Origin of the sequence: Amycolatopsis ruanii (genome assembly GCF_003385175.1) — a bacterium.
Taxonomy (GTDB): Bacteria; Actinomycetota; Actinomycetes; order Mycobacteriales; family Pseudonocardiaceae; genus Amycolatopsis_E; species Amycolatopsis_E thermalba.
In genome coordinates, this window is the sequence record NZ_PQHY01000055.1 from 31,101 (window position 1) to 48,464 (window position 17,364).

General features: G+C 71.3%; 18 protein-coding genes. 7 read left to right on the forward strand and 11 right to left on the reverse strand.

The genetic code is table 11. The annotated features are described in order from the left end of the window. Positions 1–35: 35 nt before the first annotated feature. Positions 36–497 carry an SDR family oxidoreductase gene (locus D0D28_RS25220; RefSeq protein WP_275895918.1) on the forward strand — a complete coding sequence of 154 codons (462 nt, stop codon included), beginning with the start codon at positions 36–38 and terminating at the stop codon, positions 495–497. Here D0D28_RS25220 and D0D28_RS37405 read toward each other — a convergent pair. Together D0D28_RS37405 and D0D28_RS25225 are read right to left on the reverse strand one after the other, a co-directional pair. Next, a complete protein-coding gene (locus D0D28_RS37405; protein ID WP_275895917.1) occupies positions 494–628 on the reverse strand; it encodes an MFS transporter small subunit in 135 nt (44 codons plus the stop codon). The two genes, D0D28_RS25220 and D0D28_RS37405, sit on opposite strands and share 4 nt — an antisense overlap. Further along, positions 625–1,983 (reverse strand): L-lactate MFS transporter, encoded by a 1,359-nt coding sequence (locus D0D28_RS25225; RefSeq protein WP_116113001.1) that lies wholly within the window; start codon positions 1,981–1,983, stop codon positions 625–627. Before D0D28_RS25225 ends, D0D28_RS37405 begins: the two co-directional genes overlap by 4 nt. Positions 1,984–2,082: 99 nt before the next feature. Here D0D28_RS25225 and fdhD point away from each other — a divergent pair, with 99 nt between their 5' ends. Further along, the gene (fdhD, locus tag D0D28_RS25230; protein WP_116113003.1) at positions 2,083–2,919 is read left to right on the forward strand and encodes a formate dehydrogenase accessory sulfurtransferase FdhD; all 837 of its coding nucleotides are present in this window, start codon (positions 2,083–2,085) and stop codon (positions 2,917–2,919) included. Positions 2,920–2,922: 3 nt separating this feature from the next. Here the strand turns inward: fdhD and D0D28_RS25235 are convergent, their stop codons facing one another. Then, positions 2,923–3,819 carry an LLM class flavin-dependent oxidoreductase gene (locus tag D0D28_RS25235; protein WP_116113025.1) on the reverse strand — a complete coding sequence of 299 codons (897 nt, stop codon included), beginning with the start codon at positions 3,817–3,819 and terminating at the stop codon, positions 2,923–2,925. A 74-nt stretch (positions 3,820–3,893) separates the two neighbouring features. On the opposite strand from D0D28_RS25235, the gene D0D28_RS25240 reads away from it, so the two are divergent. Beyond that, positions 3,894–4,826, forward strand: a complete 933-nt coding sequence (locus tag D0D28_RS25240) for an alpha/beta hydrolase (RefSeq protein WP_116113006.1) — start codon at positions 3,894–3,896, stop codon at positions 4,824–4,826. 469 nt (positions 4,827–5,295) lie between these two features. Here the strand turns inward: D0D28_RS25240 and D0D28_RS25245 are convergent, their stop codons facing one another. From D0D28_RS25245 to tig, 5 genes are all read right to left on the reverse strand, one after another. Next, a complete protein-coding gene (locus D0D28_RS25245) occupies positions 5,296–5,697 on the reverse strand; it encodes a hypothetical protein (RefSeq protein ID WP_094007764.1) in 402 nt (133 codons plus the stop codon). A 42-nt stretch (positions 5,698–5,739) separates the two neighbouring features. Further along, positions 5,740–7,035 carry an ATP-dependent Clp protease ATP-binding subunit ClpX gene (gene clpX, locus D0D28_RS25250; protein WP_094007765.1) on the reverse strand — a complete coding sequence of 432 codons (1,296 nt, stop codon included), beginning with the start codon at positions 7,033–7,035 and terminating at the stop codon, positions 5,740–5,742. Between the two features lie 227 nt (positions 7,036–7,262). Next, entirely contained in the window at positions 7,263–7,892 is a 630-nt protein-coding gene (locus D0D28_RS25255) for an ATP-dependent Clp protease proteolytic subunit (protein WP_094007766.1), read from the reverse strand. 26 nt (positions 7,893–7,918) lie between these two features. Continuing rightward, positions 7,919–8,533, reverse strand: coding sequence for an ATP-dependent Clp protease proteolytic subunit (locus D0D28_RS25260; protein WP_094007767.1), 615 nt, complete (start codon positions 8,531–8,533; stop codon positions 7,919–7,921). A gap of 142 nt (positions 8,534–8,675) precedes the next feature. Continuing rightward, the gene (tig, locus tag D0D28_RS25265; RefSeq protein ID WP_094007768.1) at positions 8,676–10,064 is read right to left on the reverse strand and encodes a trigger factor; all 1,389 of its coding nucleotides are present in this window, start codon (positions 10,062–10,064) and stop codon (positions 8,676–8,678) included. A gap of 219 nt (positions 10,065–10,283) precedes the next feature. Here tig and D0D28_RS25270 point away from each other — a divergent pair, with 219 nt between their 5' ends. After that, a complete protein-coding gene (locus D0D28_RS25270; protein WP_116113008.1) occupies positions 10,284–11,831 on the forward strand; it encodes an FAD-binding oxidoreductase in 1,548 nt (515 codons plus the stop codon). 4 nt (positions 11,832–11,835) lie between these two features. Here D0D28_RS25270 and D0D28_RS25275 read toward each other — a convergent pair whose 3' ends face one another. Next, positions 11,836–12,165, reverse strand: coding sequence for an SRPBCC family protein (locus tag D0D28_RS25275; protein ID WP_094007770.1), 330 nt, complete (start codon positions 12,163–12,165; stop codon positions 11,836–11,838). Positions 12,166–12,216: 51 nt separating this feature from the next. Between D0D28_RS25275 and D0D28_RS25280 the strand changes: the two genes are divergently transcribed. Then, the gene (locus tag D0D28_RS25280; protein WP_094007771.1) at positions 12,217–12,624 is read left to right on the forward strand and encodes a MarR family winged helix-turn-helix transcriptional regulator; all 408 of its coding nucleotides are present in this window, start codon (positions 12,217–12,219) and stop codon (positions 12,622–12,624) included. Here the strand turns inward: D0D28_RS25280 and D0D28_RS25285 are convergent. Together D0D28_RS25285 and D0D28_RS25290 are read right to left on the reverse strand one after the other, a co-directional pair. After that, entirely contained in the window at positions 12,621–13,766 is a 1,146-nt protein-coding gene (locus D0D28_RS25285) for an MFS transporter (RefSeq protein WP_116113011.1), read from the reverse strand. The two genes, D0D28_RS25280 and D0D28_RS25285, sit on opposite strands and share 4 nt — an antisense overlap. Next, positions 13,763–14,662 carry an NAD(P)/FAD-dependent oxidoreductase gene (locus D0D28_RS25290; protein WP_116113013.1) on the reverse strand — a complete coding sequence of 300 codons (900 nt, stop codon included), beginning with the start codon at positions 14,660–14,662 and terminating at the stop codon, positions 13,763–13,765. Before D0D28_RS25290 ends, D0D28_RS25285 begins: the two co-directional genes overlap by 4 nt. Positions 14,663–14,754: 92 nt before the next feature. Here D0D28_RS25290 and D0D28_RS25295 point away from each other — a divergent pair, with 92 nt between their 5' ends. Continuing rightward, complete coding sequence (locus tag D0D28_RS25295; protein ID WP_094007774.1) at positions 14,755–15,333, forward strand: helix-turn-helix domain-containing protein; 579 nt, start codon at positions 14,755–14,757, stop codon at positions 15,331–15,333. Positions 15,334–15,753: 420 nt separating this feature from the next. Beyond that, on the forward strand, positions 15,754–17,265 hold the full coding sequence (locus D0D28_RS25305) for a sensor histidine kinase (protein WP_116113016.1): 1,512 nt from the start codon (positions 15,754–15,756) through the stop codon (positions 17,263–17,265). The last annotated feature ends 99 nt before the right edge of the window (positions 17,266–17,364 follow it).

Consider the following 17,364-nt stretch of genomic DNA (forward strand, 5'->3'; position numbering starts at 1 on the left):
CCTGGCCAGACCGGGCGGCTCGCGCCAACGCCGGCATCGCGCGGTTCGCGCCGCTCGCCGAGGCCACCGACGAGGACTTCGAGCTGGTCTTCGCCACCAACACCCGCGCGACCTTCACCGCCCTGCGCGAAGCCGCCGGCCGGCTCCGGGACGGCGGGCGGACCATCCTGATCTCCAGCGGGACCGTCGCGACGACCCGGCCGCACACGGGCGTCTACGCGGCCAGCAAGGCCGCCGGCGACCAGCTGGTGCGCGCGGCCGCCAAGGAACTCGGCCCGCGGGGGATCACCGCGAACAGCGTCCTGCCCGGCGCCACCCGCAGCGACGCGCTGGACGCGGGCATGAGCGCGGACCGCCTCGCCGCGACGGTCGCCCAGACCCCGCTGGGGCGGCTGGGCGAGCCGCCGGACATCGCCTCGGTCGTGGCGTTCCTCGCCTGGGCGGACGGCGGCTGGATCACCGGCAAGACCATCCACGCCGGGGGCGGGCTGTTCTAGCCGCCGAACAGCTTGATCACCTTGAGGATCAGCTCGTAGAGCCCGTAGAGGAACGGCACGCCCACCCACAACCAGGCCAGGGTCATCAGCCACACCCGGCGGCGCGCGGGGCTCTGCTCCGTCGTGCTCATTTCGCCTCCTCGCGCGCGGCGTCCGCGCTCTCCGGCTCGTGGTACTTCGCGTTCACCGGGCGCACCAGCTCGTTGGCGATGAAGCCGACCACCAGCAGCGCGATCATGATGTAGAACGACGTGGTGTAGAGGTCGGGTCCCTGCTTGCCGGCGTGCTTCTGGCTGTCGGCGATCGCGTTGACGATCAGCGGCCCGAGCACGCCGGCCGCCGACCACGCGGTGAGCAAGCGGCCGTGGATGGCGCCCACCTGGTAGGTGCCGAACATGTCCTTCAGGTACGCCGGGATCGTGGCGAAACCCGCCCCGTAGAAGGACAGGATCACCATGGCCGCGAGGATGAAGACCACTTTGGACGAATTGCCGGCGAGGGCGATCACCAGGTACAGCAGCGCGCCCACACCGAGGTACATCCGGTAGATGTTCTTCCGCCCCACGATGTCCGAAGTGGACGACCACACGAACCGGCCGAGCATGTTGGTCAGCGACAGCAACGCGACGAAACCGGCGGCCGCGGTCGCGCCGACCGGCACCGGCGTGCCCCGGAAGAAGTCGGTGATCATCGGCGACGCCTTCTCCAGGATGCCGATGCCCGCGGTCACGTTGAAGCACAGCACGACCCACAGGCACCAGAACTGGGGCGTCTTGATGGCGTTGGCCGCCGACACGTTCGCCGTGGTGATCATCGACCGGGCCTTCACCGCCGCCGGCTCCCAGCCCTTCGGCTTCCAGCCCTCGGCAGGCACGCGCACCAGGAACACCCCGAGCGACATGAACAACGCGTACACCACACCGTGGATCAGGAACGACGTGCCGATACCGCTCGGCGTGGACCCGAACGACTCCAGCATCTGGCTCGACCACGGCGAGGCGATGAGCGCTCCCCCGCCGAAACCCATGATCGCGATCCCGGTCGCCATCCCCGGCCGGTCCGGGAACCACTTGATCAGCGTCGACACCGGCGAGATGTAACCGATGCCGAGTCCGACGCCGCCGATCAGGCCGTAGCCGAGCACCACCAGCCAGTACTGGGAGGTGAACGCGCCCAGCGCGGACACCAGGAAGCCGGTCGAGAAGCAGGTCATCGACACGAACATCGCCCAGCGCGGCCCGTTGCGCTCGACCAGCGTGCCGCCGAAGGCCGCGGACAGGCCGAGCATGACGATGCCGAGCTGGAACGGCAGCGCGCTGAGCGTGCCGGACAGGCCCAGGGCCTTCTCCAGCGGCGGTTTGAACACGCTCCACGCGTAGGCCTGGCCGATCGCGAGGTGCACCGACAGGGCCGCCGGCGGGATCAGCCACCGGCTCCAGTCCGGAGGCGCGATGCTGTGCGAACGGTCGAGGAATGTGACGGCCACGGCGGGCTCCCCTACGCTGGTGATTGAGCCTGCAATTTCTTACTAGATGCGCGACGGCACGGCAAGCTCCTGTCGTCGATGAGTGGAATGGAGTGCCCGATGGGGCGCGTGACGGTGCGACGACCGGTGCGGAAGCTGACCGACGGCGGGCGGACGCGGCGCGCCGACCTGCTGGCGGCCGAGGAGCCGCTGGAGCTGCGGGTCGGCGGCAAGGCCCTGGCCGTCACCATGCGCACGCCCGGCCACGACGTCGAGCTGGCGCACGGGTTCCTGCTGTCCGAAGGCGTGATCGCGTCGCGGGACGACGTGTTCACGGCCCGGTACTGCGACGGCGTCGACGACCAGGGCCGCAACACCTACAACGTCCTCGACCTCACCCTGGCCGAGGGCGTGGCGCCGCCGGAGACGGGCGTGGAGCGCAACTTCTACACGACGTCCTCGTGCGGGGTGTGCGGCAAGGCGGCGCTGGACGCGGTGAAGCTCAAGACCCGCTTCGCGCCCGGGGAGTCGGCGTTCGCCGTGACCACCGACGTGCTCGCGGGGCTCCCGGAGGCGTTGCGCGCGCAGCAGCGCGTGTTCGCCAGCACCGGCGGCCTGCACGCGGCCGGGTTGTTCCGCGCGGACGGGTCGCTGCTGGCCGTGCGGGAGGACGTGGGCAGGCACAACGCGGTCGACAAGGTGCTGGGCTGGGCGCTGCTGGAGGGCCGGGTGCCGCTGTCGGACTGCGGGCTGCTCGTCTCCGGGCGGGCGTCGTTCGAGCTGGTGCAGAAGGCCGCGATGGCGGGCATCCCGTTCCTCGCGGCCGTGTCCGCTCCGTCGTCCCTGGCGGTGGAGCTGGCCGAGGAGAACGGGATGACCCTCGTCGGGTTCCTGCGCGGCACCAGCATGAACCTCTACACCGGCGACCAGCGCGTGCTGGAGCCGGCCGGGGTGTGAGCGTCAGATCCGCGGCATGACCTCGGCGGCCACGCGTTCCATCTGCTCGGCCTGGTCGGCGAACGGGGTGAACAGGATCAGCTCCGCACCCGCGTCGGCGACCTCCTGGACCCCGGCCACGCACTCCTCGGGGGTGCCGGCCACGGCGACGGCCTCCAGGCCGCGCTTGCCGTAGATGCCGGCGAGACCGTCGGCGGCGCGGCGCCGGGCGGCGTTCCCGTCGTCGTCGATCGAGATGTACACGCGCTTGGCGATCTGGAAGTCCTCGCGCCCGCCCAGCAGCTCGCGCAGCGTTTTGACCTGCTCGGCGAAGGCCGCGGTGGTCGAGGAGCCGGCGCCGAAGAACCCGTCGCCGTGCTTCACGGCGCGGGCGAGGGCGTTCGGGTGGCTGCCGCCGAACCACAGCGGCGGGCCGGGCTTCTGGAACGGCTTGGGCTCCATCGTGGCGCCCTCGAGCTGCCAGAAGCGGCCGTCGAAGTCGACCTCCTCTTCGGTCCACAGGGCCTTGAGCAGGCGGATGCCTTCGGTGAACCGGGCGACGTGCGCCTCGCCGTCGAGGCCGAACGCGCCGAACGGGCGGTTGCGCCCGCCGCTGCCGACGCCGACGTCCAAGCGGCCGCGGCTGAGCTGGTCGAGTGTGGCGAGGCTCTTCGCCAGGTGCGCGGGGATGTGCAGCGGGGTGACGTGGACGGCGCAGCCCAGGCGCAGGCGCTCGGTGCACGCGAACGCGTAGGCCATGGTTTCGTTCGCCGAGAGGTGCGGGAAGGCGCCGAGGACCTGTTCCTGGGTCCAGCCGCTCTCGAAACCGAGGTCCTCGGCCCGCCGCAGGTAGGCGCGGAAGGCGCCGGGGTCGAAGGCTCCGTCCGCCACGAACTGGGGAATCGAGATCGCGAACCGCACGATCACGAGACTAGTCCCGTCCGGTGTATCGCTTCCGGCCCTTCCCACGACATGGGTAGCGGGATTGATGTTCAATGGCGCCGGGAGGCCAGGTGAACGAGGACGAAGCGACCGAACCGCGCAGGCGGCCGAGCCGCCGTTCGGTGCTGATCGCGGGCGCTTCGGGCCTGGGGATCGCCGCGTTCGCCGCCGGGACCGCCACCGGGGTGCTGCCGGTGAGCGAGGCGCTGCAGCGGGCGCTCGGTGTGACGTCGTCCTCCCCGGCGACGCAGATCGGGGTCGCGAAGGTCGAGCGGGTGTGGTCGCGGTACCGGAACCGGATGGTCGACCTGGTGACCCTGCTGCCGTCGAAGTCGCCGCCGCGGAACCTGCCGGTGTCGCTGCTGCTGCACGGCCTGCGCGGACGGGCCAGGACGGCGGCGCCGACGGGGACGCTCGCCGAGCTGGCCAGCCAGGTCGCCCGGAAGCGGGTTCAGCCGTTCGGGTTCGTCGCGGTGGACGGTGGGGACAACTACTGGCACGAGAACATCCCCGGTGACGATCCGATGGGGATGCTGCTGGAGGAGGTTCCGCAGTGGCTGCGGGAACGCGGCCTCGGCGGCGTCGACGGACTGCCGTTCGCCTGCACCGGGATGTCGATGGGCGGTTTCGGTTCGCTGCTGTACGCCCGCCGCCGGGTGGAGCGGCGTCAGCCGGTGGGGGCGCTGGCCCTGCTGGCGCCGGCGCTGATCCTGTCCTGGACGGAGATGGCGAAGCGCAACGCCTTCCGCGACGAGGCCGACTGGGCATCGATGGACCCGCTGAGGAACCTGGGCGCGACGGCCGGCATCCCCACGGCCGTGTGGTGCGGCACGGAAGACGCGTTCATCAGCGGCGCCCGACGTTTCATCGCCGAGACGAGACCGGAAATCGGCTACACGGCGAAGGGCAAACACGGCGACTCGTTCAACCGCACGGTGGTGCCAAGCATGGTGAGCTTCCTCGGCAGGCACCACCCCGGCGCGTAGCGCCCGCTTTTGATCTTTGACCCCAACGAAGCTGGGTGGTCATCCCGTCGCCTGACACCGCAACGATCACTTTGAGCCAGGCCCGCAACATCCGCTGCCAACGCGAGATGACATGCCAACCTTGCGGGCCTGGCTCAAAGTGATACACACAAACCGGAAGGCGACGGGATGACCACCCAGCGACCACCTGCCCGAGGCGAGACAACAACGGTCCCCCGTCATCCCGGAGCCTGCCCGTCCGGCGAGGACATCTTTTGATCTTTAGAGGTGACGTTAGGCAGGCGAAGAGCCCGCCCTACGGGCGGAGGCGCCTACGGCGCCGGACGGTCACCTTGGGTGCCACCTCCCCCGCCCCCTCTCTTTGAGTGTGTATTGGTCGGCTCGCGTTGCCGGCCGGCGGTTTGCTGGGCTGCCGCGCGGACAGCCGAGTGCCGGTTCCCTTGCGTTGCCGGCCGCCGGCAGTGCCAGGTCAGCTGACCCAGCGGCCCACCACCGACAGCAGCCACAACCCGAACAGCGTCGCCGCGAAGAGTACGCATGACCAGCGCAGCAAGGGGCGGTACTCGGTGCCTGCTGCGCGTACCCGGCGGAGCGCGTAGAAGCCCAGGCCGAGCACGGGGAGCGGGATCAGGGGCAGCGCCGAGAGCCGCACGGGGGCGGCGATCACGCAGGCCGCCGTCATCAGCCCCAACAGCACCAGCGTGACCTTGTACAGCGCCGCGCTGCTCAGGTACGGCGCGACGATCCGGAACGTCAGATCGCTGATGCCGCGCACGTCGTCCCGCCCCTCCGGAACGACGGTGTCCCCGGCCTCGGCCGGAGCGGTGCCCTCGCCGGCACCCGAACGGGGACCAGCCCCCTCCACGCTCATCGGACTAGCTTAGCGAGCGCGGCGGAACCGCCTTCACGCAGATCAGGCCGTTTTCTCGCCACGTTCGCTGCTGCGGCGCCGCGAGGGCTGGCGCGACACGATCGTGGGATTGACGTTCTCGCGGACCGTCTGCTCGGTGATGACGACCTTGGCGACGTCGGTGCGGCTCGGGATGTCGTACATCACCGGCTGCAGCACCTCCTCCATGATCGCGCGCAGGCCGCGGGCGCCCGTGCCACGCAGCACCGCCTGGTCGGCGATGGCCTCCAGCGCCGTCTTGGTGAACTCCAGCTCGACGTTGTCCATCTCGAACAACTTCTTGTACTGCTTCACCAGGGCGTTGCGCGGCTCGGTGAGGATCCGGACCAGCGAATGCTTGTCCAGGTGCGTCACGTTCGCCACGACCGGGAGACGGCCGATGAACTCCGGGATCAGCCCGAACTTGATCAGATCCTCGGGCATCGTGTCGGAGAAGACGTCGCTCTCGTCGATCTCGGCCTTCGTGCGGATCTCGGCGCCGAAGCCCAGGCCGCGCTTGCCGACCCGCTCGTTGATGATCTTCTCCAGGCCCGCGAACGCGCCCGCCACGATGAACAACACGTTCGTGGTGTCGATCTGGATGAACTCCTGGTGCGGGTGCTTGCGTCCGCCCTGCGGCGGCACCGACGCCGTCGTGCCCTCCAGGATCTTCAGCAGCGCCTGCTGCACACCCTCACCCGACACGTCCCGGGTGATCGACGGGTTCTCCGACTTGCGGGCGATCTTGTCGACCTCGTCGATGTAGATGATGCCCGTCTCGGCGCGCTTGACGTCGTAATCCGCCGCCTGGATCAGCTTCAGCAGGATGTTCTCGACGTCCTCGCCGACGTACCCGGCCTCGGTCAGCGCCGTGGCGTCCGCGATGGCGAACGGCACGTTCAGCATCTTGGCCAGGGTCTGCGCGAGGTAGGTCTTGCCGCAGCCGGTGGGCCCGAGCAGCAGGATGTTCGACTTCGCCAGCTCGACCGGCTCGTCCTTGGCGTCCTTCGGACCGGTCTTGTCCTCGGACTGGATGCGCTTGTAGTGGTTGTACACCGCCACGGCGAGCGTCCGCTTGGCGTCGCTCTGGCCGATGATGTACTGGTCGAGGAACTCGTGGATGTCGAGCGGCTTGGGCAGCTCGTCGAGCTTGACCTCGCCGGCCTCGGCCAGCTCCTCCTCGATGATCTCGTTGCACAGGTCGATGCACTCATCGCAGATGTAGACGCCAGGTCCGGCGATGAGCTTCTTCACCTGTTTCTGGCTCTTCCCGCAGAAAGAACACTTCAGCAGGTCCCCGCCGTCGCCGATCCGTGCCATGACCGTTGACCTGTTCCCCTCCGGTGCACCTGCCGGCACACCTGATCGTGTTCCTGCCCTCACCGCCGAGCCAGCGGGAAAAATGGCCGCTGCCCCTAGACGGTACCCGCCCGGAGCGCCGCGCGGGAGGACCAGCGGGCGCCGGGCGCCCCGAGACCCTAAACCGGGGGACGGGGCGTGCCGGGTAGGACACGCACCGGCCCGGGCCAGAGTCCCGGGGCCAGGACTCAGCCGATCTGCGACGCCTTGCGGTACGGCAGCACCTCGTCGATAATGCCGTACTCCTTGGCCTGCTCGGCCGTCAGGATCTTGTCCCGCTCGATGTCCGCGCGGACCTCGTCGGCGGTCTTGTTCGTGTGCTTGGACAGCGTGGTCTCCATCAGGCGGCGCACCCGCTGGATCTCGTTGGCCTGGATCTCCAGGTCCGAGACCTGCCCGTAGGTGCCCTCGGTGGCCGGCTGGTGGATCAGCACGCGGGCGTTGGGCAGCGCGAGCCGCTTGCCCTTGGTACCGGCCGCCAGCAGGACCGCGGCCGCGGAGGCGGCCTGGCCCAGCGCGACGGTCTGGATGTCCGGGCGCACGAACTGCATGGTGTCGTAGATCGCCATCAGCGAGGTGAACGAGCCACCCGGCGAGTTGATGTAGATCGTGATGTCGCGGTCCGGGTCCTCGTGCTCGAGGTGCAGCAGCTGGGCCATCACGTCGTTGGCCGACGCGTCGTCCACCTGCACGCCGAGGAAGATGACCCGCTCCTCGTACAGCTTGTTGTACGGGTTCGATTCCTTGACGCCGTAGCTGGTGCGCTCCACGTACGACGGCAGGATGTACCGGGACTGCGGAAGCTGGAAGTTGTTCATGAGAGCTTTCTCCTCGTCAGGCCCGGTCAGCGGCTGCCGTTGCTGGACGGGAGCTGGTTCTCCCGGGTGAGGACGTGGTCGACGAAGCCGTACTCCCGCGCCTCCTCGGCGGTGAACCAGCGGTCCCGGTCGCCGTCGGCGATGATCTGCTCGACCGTCTGACCGGTCTGATCGGCGGTGATCCGGGCCAGCTCCTGCTTCCACTTGCCGAAGACCTCGGCCTGGATCGCGATGTCGGATGCGGTGCCGCCGACACCGGCCGACGGCTGGTGCATCAGGATGCGCGCGTGCGGGAGCGAGTAGCGCTTCCCGGGGGCGCCCGAGGACAGCAGGAACTGCCCCATCGAGGCGGCCAGGCCCATCGCGTAGGTCGCCACGTCCGGCTCGATGAGCTGCATCGTGTCGTAGATGGCGAACCCGGCGGTCACCGAGCCGCCCGGCGAGTTGATGTAGAAGCGGATGTCCGACTCGGAGTCCTCCGCGGACAGCAGCAGGAGCTGCGCGGTGATCCGGTTCGCCACCTCGTCGTTGACCTCGGAGCCGAGGACGACGATGCGCTCCTGGAGCAGCCGCTCGTACACCGAGTCGGTCAGATTGAGGCCCGCGGTCGAGCTGCGTGCCTCTGCCTTGTGCTGCGTCACGTCTGCCTGCCTTTTCACCGCTGTGGCTCTCCCGGGGAGGGAGATCCACTGTGCACTGTCGAAGATGCTGAGATCTTGTAACCGACCCTAACGAACTCGGGCGGCCCGGCATGCCCGGTACCGCCCAAGTTCGCTGACAGCTTTATTTCTCGGAAGCAGCCGCGGGTTCCTCGGTGACCTCGGTCTCAGTGGTGGCCGCGGGGGCCTCCTCCTCGTCCCCGAAGAGGTCGCTCAGGTCGATCTCGGCGCCGGAGGCGTCGGTGACCGTCGCCTTGCGCACGATCGAGGCCAGCGCCTTGCCGCGGCGCACGTCGGCGAAGATCGCGGACAGCTGGCCGGACTGCTGGGCCCGCTGCACGTACTCGTCCGGGCTGATGCCGAAGCGCTGGGCCTGGTAGATGATCCGCTCGGTCAGCTCGGCGTCGCCCACCTGGACCTGCTCGGCGTCGGCGACGGTGTCCAGCAGCAGCTGGGTGCGCACCGCCTTCTCCGCCTCGGTCTGCAGCTCGGCGTGGAACTCCTCGAGGGTCTTGCCCTGGGTCTCCAGCACCTTGGCGAGGTTCTCCTCGCTGTGGTCCAGGTCGTGGATCGCGTCGTGCTTGCGGTTCTCGACCTCGGCCTCGACGACCTTCTCCGGCAGCGGGACGTCGACGGTCTCCAGCAGCTCGTCCAGGATCTTGTCGCGGGCCTGCACGCCCTGCTGGACCTTCTTCATCTTGCCGAGGCGCTCGCGCAGGTCGGACTTGAGCTCGTCGATGGTGTCGAACTCGCTCGCCAGCTGGGCGAACTCGTCGTCGGCCTCGGGGAGCTCGCGCTCCTTGACGCTCTGCACGGTCACCGACACCTCGGCGTCGCGGCCGGCGTACTCACCCGCCACCAGCTTGGTGGTGAAGGTCTTGGTCTCGCCCTCGTTCGCGCCGATGATGGCCTCGTCGATGCCCTCGACCAGCTGGCCCGAACCGATCTCGTAGGACAGGCCGGTGGTGGCGGCCTCCTCGACCTCCTGGCCGTCGACGGTGGCCGACAGGTCGATCGACACGAAGTCGCCGTCCTGGGCGGGGCGCTCGGCGCCCTTGAGGGTGCCGAAGCGGGCGCGGAGGTTGTCCAGCTCGGCCTCGACCTCCTCGTCGGTCACCTCGACGTCGTCGACGCTGACCGACAGGCCGCTGAAGTCGGGGAGGGTGATCTCCGGGCGGATGTCCACCTCGGCGGTGAACTCCAGCACCTCACGGTCCTCGAGCTTGGTCACCTCGAAGTCGGGCTGGCCGAGGGTGCGCACCTCGCCGGCCCGGACCGCCTCCAGGTACTTCGCCGGGATGGCCTCGTTGACGACCTCATCGAGCACCGGCGCGCGGCCGATCCGGCTCTCCAGGACGCGGGCGGGCACCTTGCCGGGCCGGAAGCCCGGGATGCGGACCTGCGAGGCGATCTTGGAGTAGGCGCGGTCGAAGTTCGGTTTGAGTTCGTCGAACGGCACCTCGACATTGATCTTGACTCGCGTCGGGCTGAGCTGCTCGACGGTGCTCTTCAACGTGTTCTCCTCGAGCCGTGAAAACCTGGTTTTCGGGTGGTAGCCGACAAGCGGGCACGGCGGTGCCCAAAGGCCGAGTCTAGGCCAGCGACTTGACAGCACCGGCCGGACCCTGCTTCCCCGGCCGCCGGGTCCGGGCGCGGACTCTCCGTTTACATTTCCACACCCTTTGTCTACGGTCTTGGTCCAGCCGTCCCGCCGTCCCCAGGAGCCCGGTTCGTGATAGCCGATGCCCAGGTCCAGGGCGTTCCGCAGGCTCTGGCGGAACCCCGGACGCGCCTGCCGGTGGTGGTCGTGCCGACCGCCGGGCTGCTGGTCGCGGGGCTCGCGCTGTGGGGCTGGGCGACCCTGCTCGCGCTCGTCTGGCACTCACCGGCGTGGGTGACCGTCCCGCTGCACACCCTCGCCGTGGTCGCCCTCTTCACCGTGCTGCACGAGGCCGCGCACCACGCGGCGGGCAGCCTCACGTGGGTGAACGAGGTGCTCGGCCGGCTGACGGTGCCGTTCGTGTCGCCGTTCGGCGGCTTCCCCGCGGCCCGGTACGTGCACCTGACCCAGCACCGGTCCGGCTCGCCGGAGCACCTCACGCCGTGGAACACGCGCGGCCCGGCGTGGACGCTCCCGGCGCGCTGGGCGACCGTCGACCTCTGGTACGCGTGGCGCTACCTGTCCACACCCGGGCGGCCGACCGCGGAGAGCGCCGAGATGCTCGCGATGCTCGTGTTCCTGCCGTGCGTGCTGGCCGCCGTGGTCGGCACCGGGCACGGGTGGGAGCTGGCGGTGGTCTACCTGCTGCCGCAGCGGCTCGCGCTCACGCTCGTGTCGTGGTGCCACGACTGGCATCCCCGGCGGCGGCCGACCGGCTACCACCGGATGCACGCCGAGCGGCCCAGCCAGCCGTTCTACCGCTACGCCGCGATCCCCGCGCCGCGTGCGCCGGAGCCGCCGGCGTCGGTCGCCGAGGCGCCGCCCGCGGAGTTCCACCCGCTGACCGTCACCGGCGTGCGGTGGCTGACCGGGGAGGCCGTCGCGGTCACCCTCGCCGTGCCGGACGGGCTGCGCGAGGTGTTCCGGTTCGCGCCGGGGCAGCACCGCGTGGTGCGGGCCGAGATCGGCGGCGAGCCGGTGGAGCGCAGCTACGCGATCTGCGCGTGCCCGGACGAGCCGGAGCTGCGGGTGGCGATCAAGCGGGTGCCCGGCGGGCGGTTCTCGGAATACGCGACGGGGTTGCGGCTCGGCGACCGGGTCCTGGCCCGGCCGCCGTCCGGGACGTTCACCCTGCGCTCGCGGCCGCGGCACGTGGTGGCCGTGGCGGCGGGTTCGGGGATCGCCCCGGTGCTGCCGGTCGTGGTGCACCTGCTGGAGACCTCGCCCCGCAGCCGGGTGACGCTGCTGTACGTGAACCGGTCGGGGGACGACGCGCTGTTCGCCGACGAGCTGTCGGAATACACGCGCCGCTTCGAGGGGCGGCTGCGGGTGACCCACTACCGGACCGACGAGCGCGACCCGTCGCTGCGCTACTCGCGGGGGTCGCGGCCGTTCGACAGCATCGGGCAGGCGCTGGCGATCTCGTACGAGCGGTACGTGCCGGGCGGGCTGGACCCGGGGCGTATCCGGGCGCTGCTGGAGGTGCGCCTGCACCCGGCGAAGGTGGACGAGTGGCTGGTGTGCGCGCCGTCCGAGGTCGCCGGGCCGGTGCGGGCCGCGCTGGCCGAGCACGGGGTGCCGGACGACGTCGTGCACGTGGAGCACTTCCACCGGCCCTGAGCGCTCACTCGCAGAGCGCGCGCACGGTCTCCAGTTCGCCCCGCACGACCGACGCCTGCTCCGCGACCGCGGTCTCCGGCGTGCCGTCCGGGAAGAACATCGTGAACTGGTACTCCGCGCCCGGGCCGTTGGGCAGCACGCGGGTGTAGACGCCGGCGTCCGGGTTGTCGGCGGCGAAGAAGTCGACGGTGCCGTGCTCGCGGGAGGCGCGGACGTTCACCCGCGTGGCGTCCACGCCGGGAGCCCACTTGGGCAGCTGCCCGGGGTCGGACACGAGGTCGAAGACGGTCTGGGGCGCGGCGGCGATCGAGATGGACTCGGTGATTGTCTGCATGCGCTGATCGTACGCGCTTGCGTATCGTTTTGTCACTCTACGATTCGGGGCGTGACGGATCTCGGCGCTTCGCTGGCGCGCATCGTGCGGCGGTTGATGAAGGCGGAAGAGCCCGTGCTGCGTGAACACGGGCTCTCGATGTGGGCGTACGCGGCGTTGTCGAGCCTCGCCGAGCGCCCGGCGACGTCGCAGCTCGCGCTGGCGAAGGCCATCGGCTACGACAAGACCCGCCTGATCGGCCTGCTGGACGAACTCGCCGAGGCCGGTCTGGTCGTGCGCGAGCGGGACCCGGCCGACCGGCGCTCCCACATCGTGCGGCTGACCCCGGACGGCGAAGCCCGCCACGCCGCGGCCCGGGCCGGCATCCGCGCGCTGGAGGACGAACTGCTCGGCGCGCTGAGCGCGGCCGAGCAGCGTGCGTTCCGCGCGATGCTGGCCCGGATCGCGGACGAGGCCTAGCGCCGGTCGAGCCGGATCAGCGGCATCGCGGTGGCGGCGAGCGCGGCCCCGATCAGGCAGACCGAGGTGAGCGGCGCGCCCCGGCTCAGCGCGGCGGCCGCCAGGACCGGGGTGATGCTGATGCCCAGCTGGAACGCCGACACGGTGGTGGCGCCGGCCAGCGTCGGCGCGTCCGCCGCCACGGTGAAGACGCGCCCGTAGATCGCCGGGTTCAGCACGAACGCCGCCACGCCGAGCAGGAAGACCACCGGCACCACCACCCATCCGTGCCGGACCGCGACAGCCATCACCACCGACAGGACCACGATCGCGGCGGCACCCGTGACCAGCGCGAGGTGCGGACGCCGATCGGACACGCGGCCGCCGATCGACAGCCCGGCGAACGCGCCGGCCCCGAAGAGCGCGAGGATCGCCGGGATCCACACCCCGGGCACGGTGAGCATGGCCGCGAGGTAGTTGAACGTGATCATGTAGGCGGCCGTGGTCAGGATCGTGATCGCGAACAGGCGCCACAACGCCGGTTTCCGCATGGTCGCCAGTTCGCGCGCCACGCTGGGCCGGGCCGCGTGGTTCGGCGCCGCCGGGATGCCGAGCAGGCACCCGCCGATCCCGGCGACCGTGAGCGCCGCCACCGCCCAGAAGCCGCCGCGCCAGTCGGTGAAGTGGCTCAGCAGCGTGCCCGCGGGCCCGCCGGCGACCATCGCCACGCTGAGCCCGCTCACCACGACCCCGGAGGCGCGGGCGGTCCGGTCGGGTGTCACCAGGCTGATCGCGGTCACCGACGCCACCGCGAAGAATCCGGCGTAGGCGATGCCGGAGACCGCCCGGCTGACCAGCAGCACGGGGTAGTCGCCGAGCAGCCCGGCGACCACGCTCGCGGCGAAGACGGCCTGGGTCACGACCAGCGTGGCTCGGCGGGGCCAGCGCAGGCTGAGCACGGCGAACGGCGGCCCGCCGAGCACCACCCCGAGCGCGAACGCGGTGATCAGGAACCCGGCGGACGACAGCGGGACGTCCAGGTCGGTGGCCACCGCGGGCAGCACCCCGGCCAGCAGGAACTCCGCGGTGCCCATCGCGAAGAGGCTGAACCCGAGCAGGTAGACCCCGGCGAGCAGCCGGTTGCGGGTCTGCGTGGCGATCATCGGGCCGCGCCCCCGGCGAGCTCCCGCTCCAGCAGCCAGGAGGACATGGCGATGGCCGCGGTGCCACCCGCCCCCGCGGCCGCGACGACCTGCGCCCTCGGGTTGACCACGTTGCCGGCGGCCCACAGGCCGGGCACGTCCGTGGCACCCTGGCGGTCGACGTCGACGAGCCCGCTCCCGGGGTCGCGGCGCGCCCCGAGCGCGTTGAGCACGGCGTCGTGCGGCACCGGCCGGGACTGGACGAAGATCGCGTCGCAGGTGAGCGTCCCGCCGTCGTCGAGCTCAAGGGTGAGCCCGTCGCTAACCCGCGTGACGCGCGCGTCGACCACGCGCACGCCGTACGCGGTGAGGCGGTGCCGCTCGGTGGGGCCGACTTCGGTGCCGTTGGGGCAGAACGTGACCGAGGGGCTGTGCCGGCGCATCAGCGCCGCCAGATGGGCGCTGCCGATGACCACCACCGCCCGCCCCCGCACCTCGTAGCCGTGGCAGTGCGGGCAGTGGTGCACCTCGGACGCCCACCGCTCGGCCAGCCCCGGGATGTCCGGCAGCTCGTCGGTCAGCCCGGTGGCGACGAGCACCGAGCGCGCCCGCAGGACGCGGTCGTCGCCGAGCCGGATCTCGAACGTGCCGTCCGGGTCGCGCCGGGCGGCGGCCACCGTGGCCCGCTCGACGGTGCCGCCGTAGCGGGTGAACTCGTCGCGCCCGGTGGCGAGGAACTCCTTGGGCGCCATGCCGTCCCGGGTCAGGTAGCCGTGCATGTGGCCGGCGGGCCCGTTCCGCGGCTCGCCGGCGTCGACGACCAGGGTCGCGAACCGCGCCCGCGCCAGCACCACCCCCGCCGACAGACCGGCCGCCCCGCCGCCGATGATCACCGCGTCCCACAGTGTGTTCTCCATGTCGGATCACCTCCGCCACGAGCATCCGGAGATCCGGCCGGTCCCGACAACGAACGTTGCCAAAACCGGGACGCCTTGGTTCACTGCGTGCCGTGGACTCACAACCGGCCGTCGGCGCCGTCATCGAGCAGATCGCACCCCGGCTGCGGCGCGCCCGGGAACGGAAGGGCGTCAGCCTGACCGATCTCGCGCGGACCACGGGGATCTCGACGAGCACCTTGTCCCGGCTGGAATCGGGGCAGCGCAAGCCGAGCCTGGAACTGCTGCTGCCGGTCACCACGGCGCTGGGCATCCCGCTCGACGAGATCGTCGCCGCGCCCCGGATCGTCGATCCACGCGTGCCGCAGGAGCCGACGCGCAAGGACGGCCGGGTGCTGATCCCGTTGTCGCGGCACCAGGGCGAGCCGCGGGCGTACAAGATGATCATCCCCGCGCACGACGAGGAACCGCACCTGCGCACCCACGCCGGCTACGAATGGCTCTACGTGCTGCGCGGGCGGCTGCGGGTCCGGCTGGGCGACCACGACTTCGTGATGGCCGCAGGCGAAGCGGCCGAGTTCGACTGCCAGATCCCGCACTGGTTCGGCGCGGCCGGCCGGGGCGGCGTCGAGGTGCTCAGCCTGTTCGGCCGGCAGGGCGAACGCATCCACCTCCGCGCGCGGGCCCGCTAGCGGCGCAACCACGGAAGTCGTGCTCCACACCGGCCACCGTCGCGCCGTGGACCGAGGTCAGCTCGAACCCGAGTCCGCGGTGCCGTCGTCGCGGCGTGGGAGGACGCCCTGCTGGCTGCCGCCGGGGGTGCCGGTGCCGGCCTGGTCGCCCTCGGTCAGCGTGTGGGCGGTGTAGCCGCCGTTGCCGTCGGAGACGACGTACTCGCCGTGCAGCGCGTTCCGTCGCCGAGGCGTCGGCCGACCCGCCGGCCGCGTAGATCGCGACGGCGATCGCAGCGACGGTCTTGCGCGTCGACCACTTCAGCGGCTCCGCTGTGCGCGGACTGTGGCAGGGCCAAAGGATTTCTGTGCCCGGCCGGACACAGCCGCCGCACAGGAACTCCACAAGGACTCCACACGATCCAGGCGGATCGTCGTGGCATGACCCCGCATCCGCGGGCCGGGACGCGACCGCGGCGCGTCCGGCCGCTGCGGACCAAGCTGATCGCGGCACTCGTCGCGCTGCTCACCGTGGTGTGCCTGGTGGTCGGCGTGATCAGCGAGTTCGCGCTGAGCAGGTTCCTCACCCAGCAGGTCGACGCGCAGGTGCGCGACGCGGTCGAGCGGACCCGGCACTTCGACGGGCCGGCCGGCGACGATCCGCTGCACATCCCGGGCACCGCGGAGGGCACGCTGTACGCGCAGCTCTCCGGCGGCCAGGTCCGCGCGGCGGCGACCCTCGCCCAGATCCCGGGTTCGCCGGAGAACGAGGCCCAAGCGCTGCCCGCCACCGACGCCGTGGCCCTGCTGGAGGTGCCGGTCGACGGTCACGCACACACGATTTCGCTGTCCGGCGGCGACTACCGGGTGATCGCGACGATCGACGACGGCGCCGTGCTGATCCTCGGCCTGCCCTTGGACCAGGCCGAGGACACGCTGGTCACCGTCGGGATCATCCTGGCCGCGGTCGCCGCGATCGCCGTGCTGGGCGCGGGGTTCGTGGGCGCGTTCGTCGTGCGCCGGACCCTGCGCCCGCTGGACCGCGTGGCCGCGGCCGCGGCGCAGGTCACCGAGCTGCCGCTGGACCGCCGCGACGTCGCGTTGTCGGTGCGCGTCCCGGTGACCGACACCGATCCCTCGACCGAGGTCGGGCAGGTCGGCCACGCACTGAACCGGATGCTCGTGCACATCGACAACGCGCTCGACGCCCGTGCGAACAGCGAGATGCGGGTGCGCCAGTTCGTCGCGGACGCCGGCCACGAGCTGCGCACCCCGCTCGCCGCGATCCGCGGGTACGCCGAGCTGACCCGGCGCGGCGGCGGGCGCGTGCCGCCGGAGATCGCGCACGCGATGAGCCGGGTCGAGTCCGAGGCCGACCGCATGACGACGCTGGTCGACGACCTGCTGCTGCTCGCCCGCCTGGACGCGGGCCGCCCGCTCGACGCCGGGGATGTCGACCTCACCCGCCTGGTCGCCGACGCGGTCGGCGACGCGCACATCACCGGGCCCGAGCACCGGTGGCGGCTCGAACTGCCGCCGGACCCGGTCGTGGTGACCGGCGACGCCCAGCGCCTGCACCAGGTGCTCGGCAACCTGCTCACCAACGGCCGCACCCACACCCCGCCCGGCACGACCGTGACCACGCGGCTCGCGGTGTCCGCGGACGGCACCGCGGTCCTGACCGTCACCGACGACGGCCCCGGGATCGCCCCCGGCCTGCTGCCGCACGTCTTCGAACGCTTCGCGCGCGGCGACTCCTCGCGCTCCCGCGCGGCCGGCAGCACCGGTCTCGGCATGGCGATCGTCGCCGCGGTGGTGCACGCGCACCACGGCACGGTCGGTGTCCACAGCAGACCCGGCCGCACCGAGTTCGAGGTGCGGCTGCCACGCACAGGTTTCGCACAGGAACGCCACAACGACGACCAAGCTCGGCCGGTGACAGTGACGTCATGACGGCCCTCGCCGAGCGTGACTCCGCACCCCCGACCCCCGAACCCGCCAGTCCGCGCCCCCGGCCGGTCTGGGTGCGCCCGGCGCTGGCCGGGCTGCTGC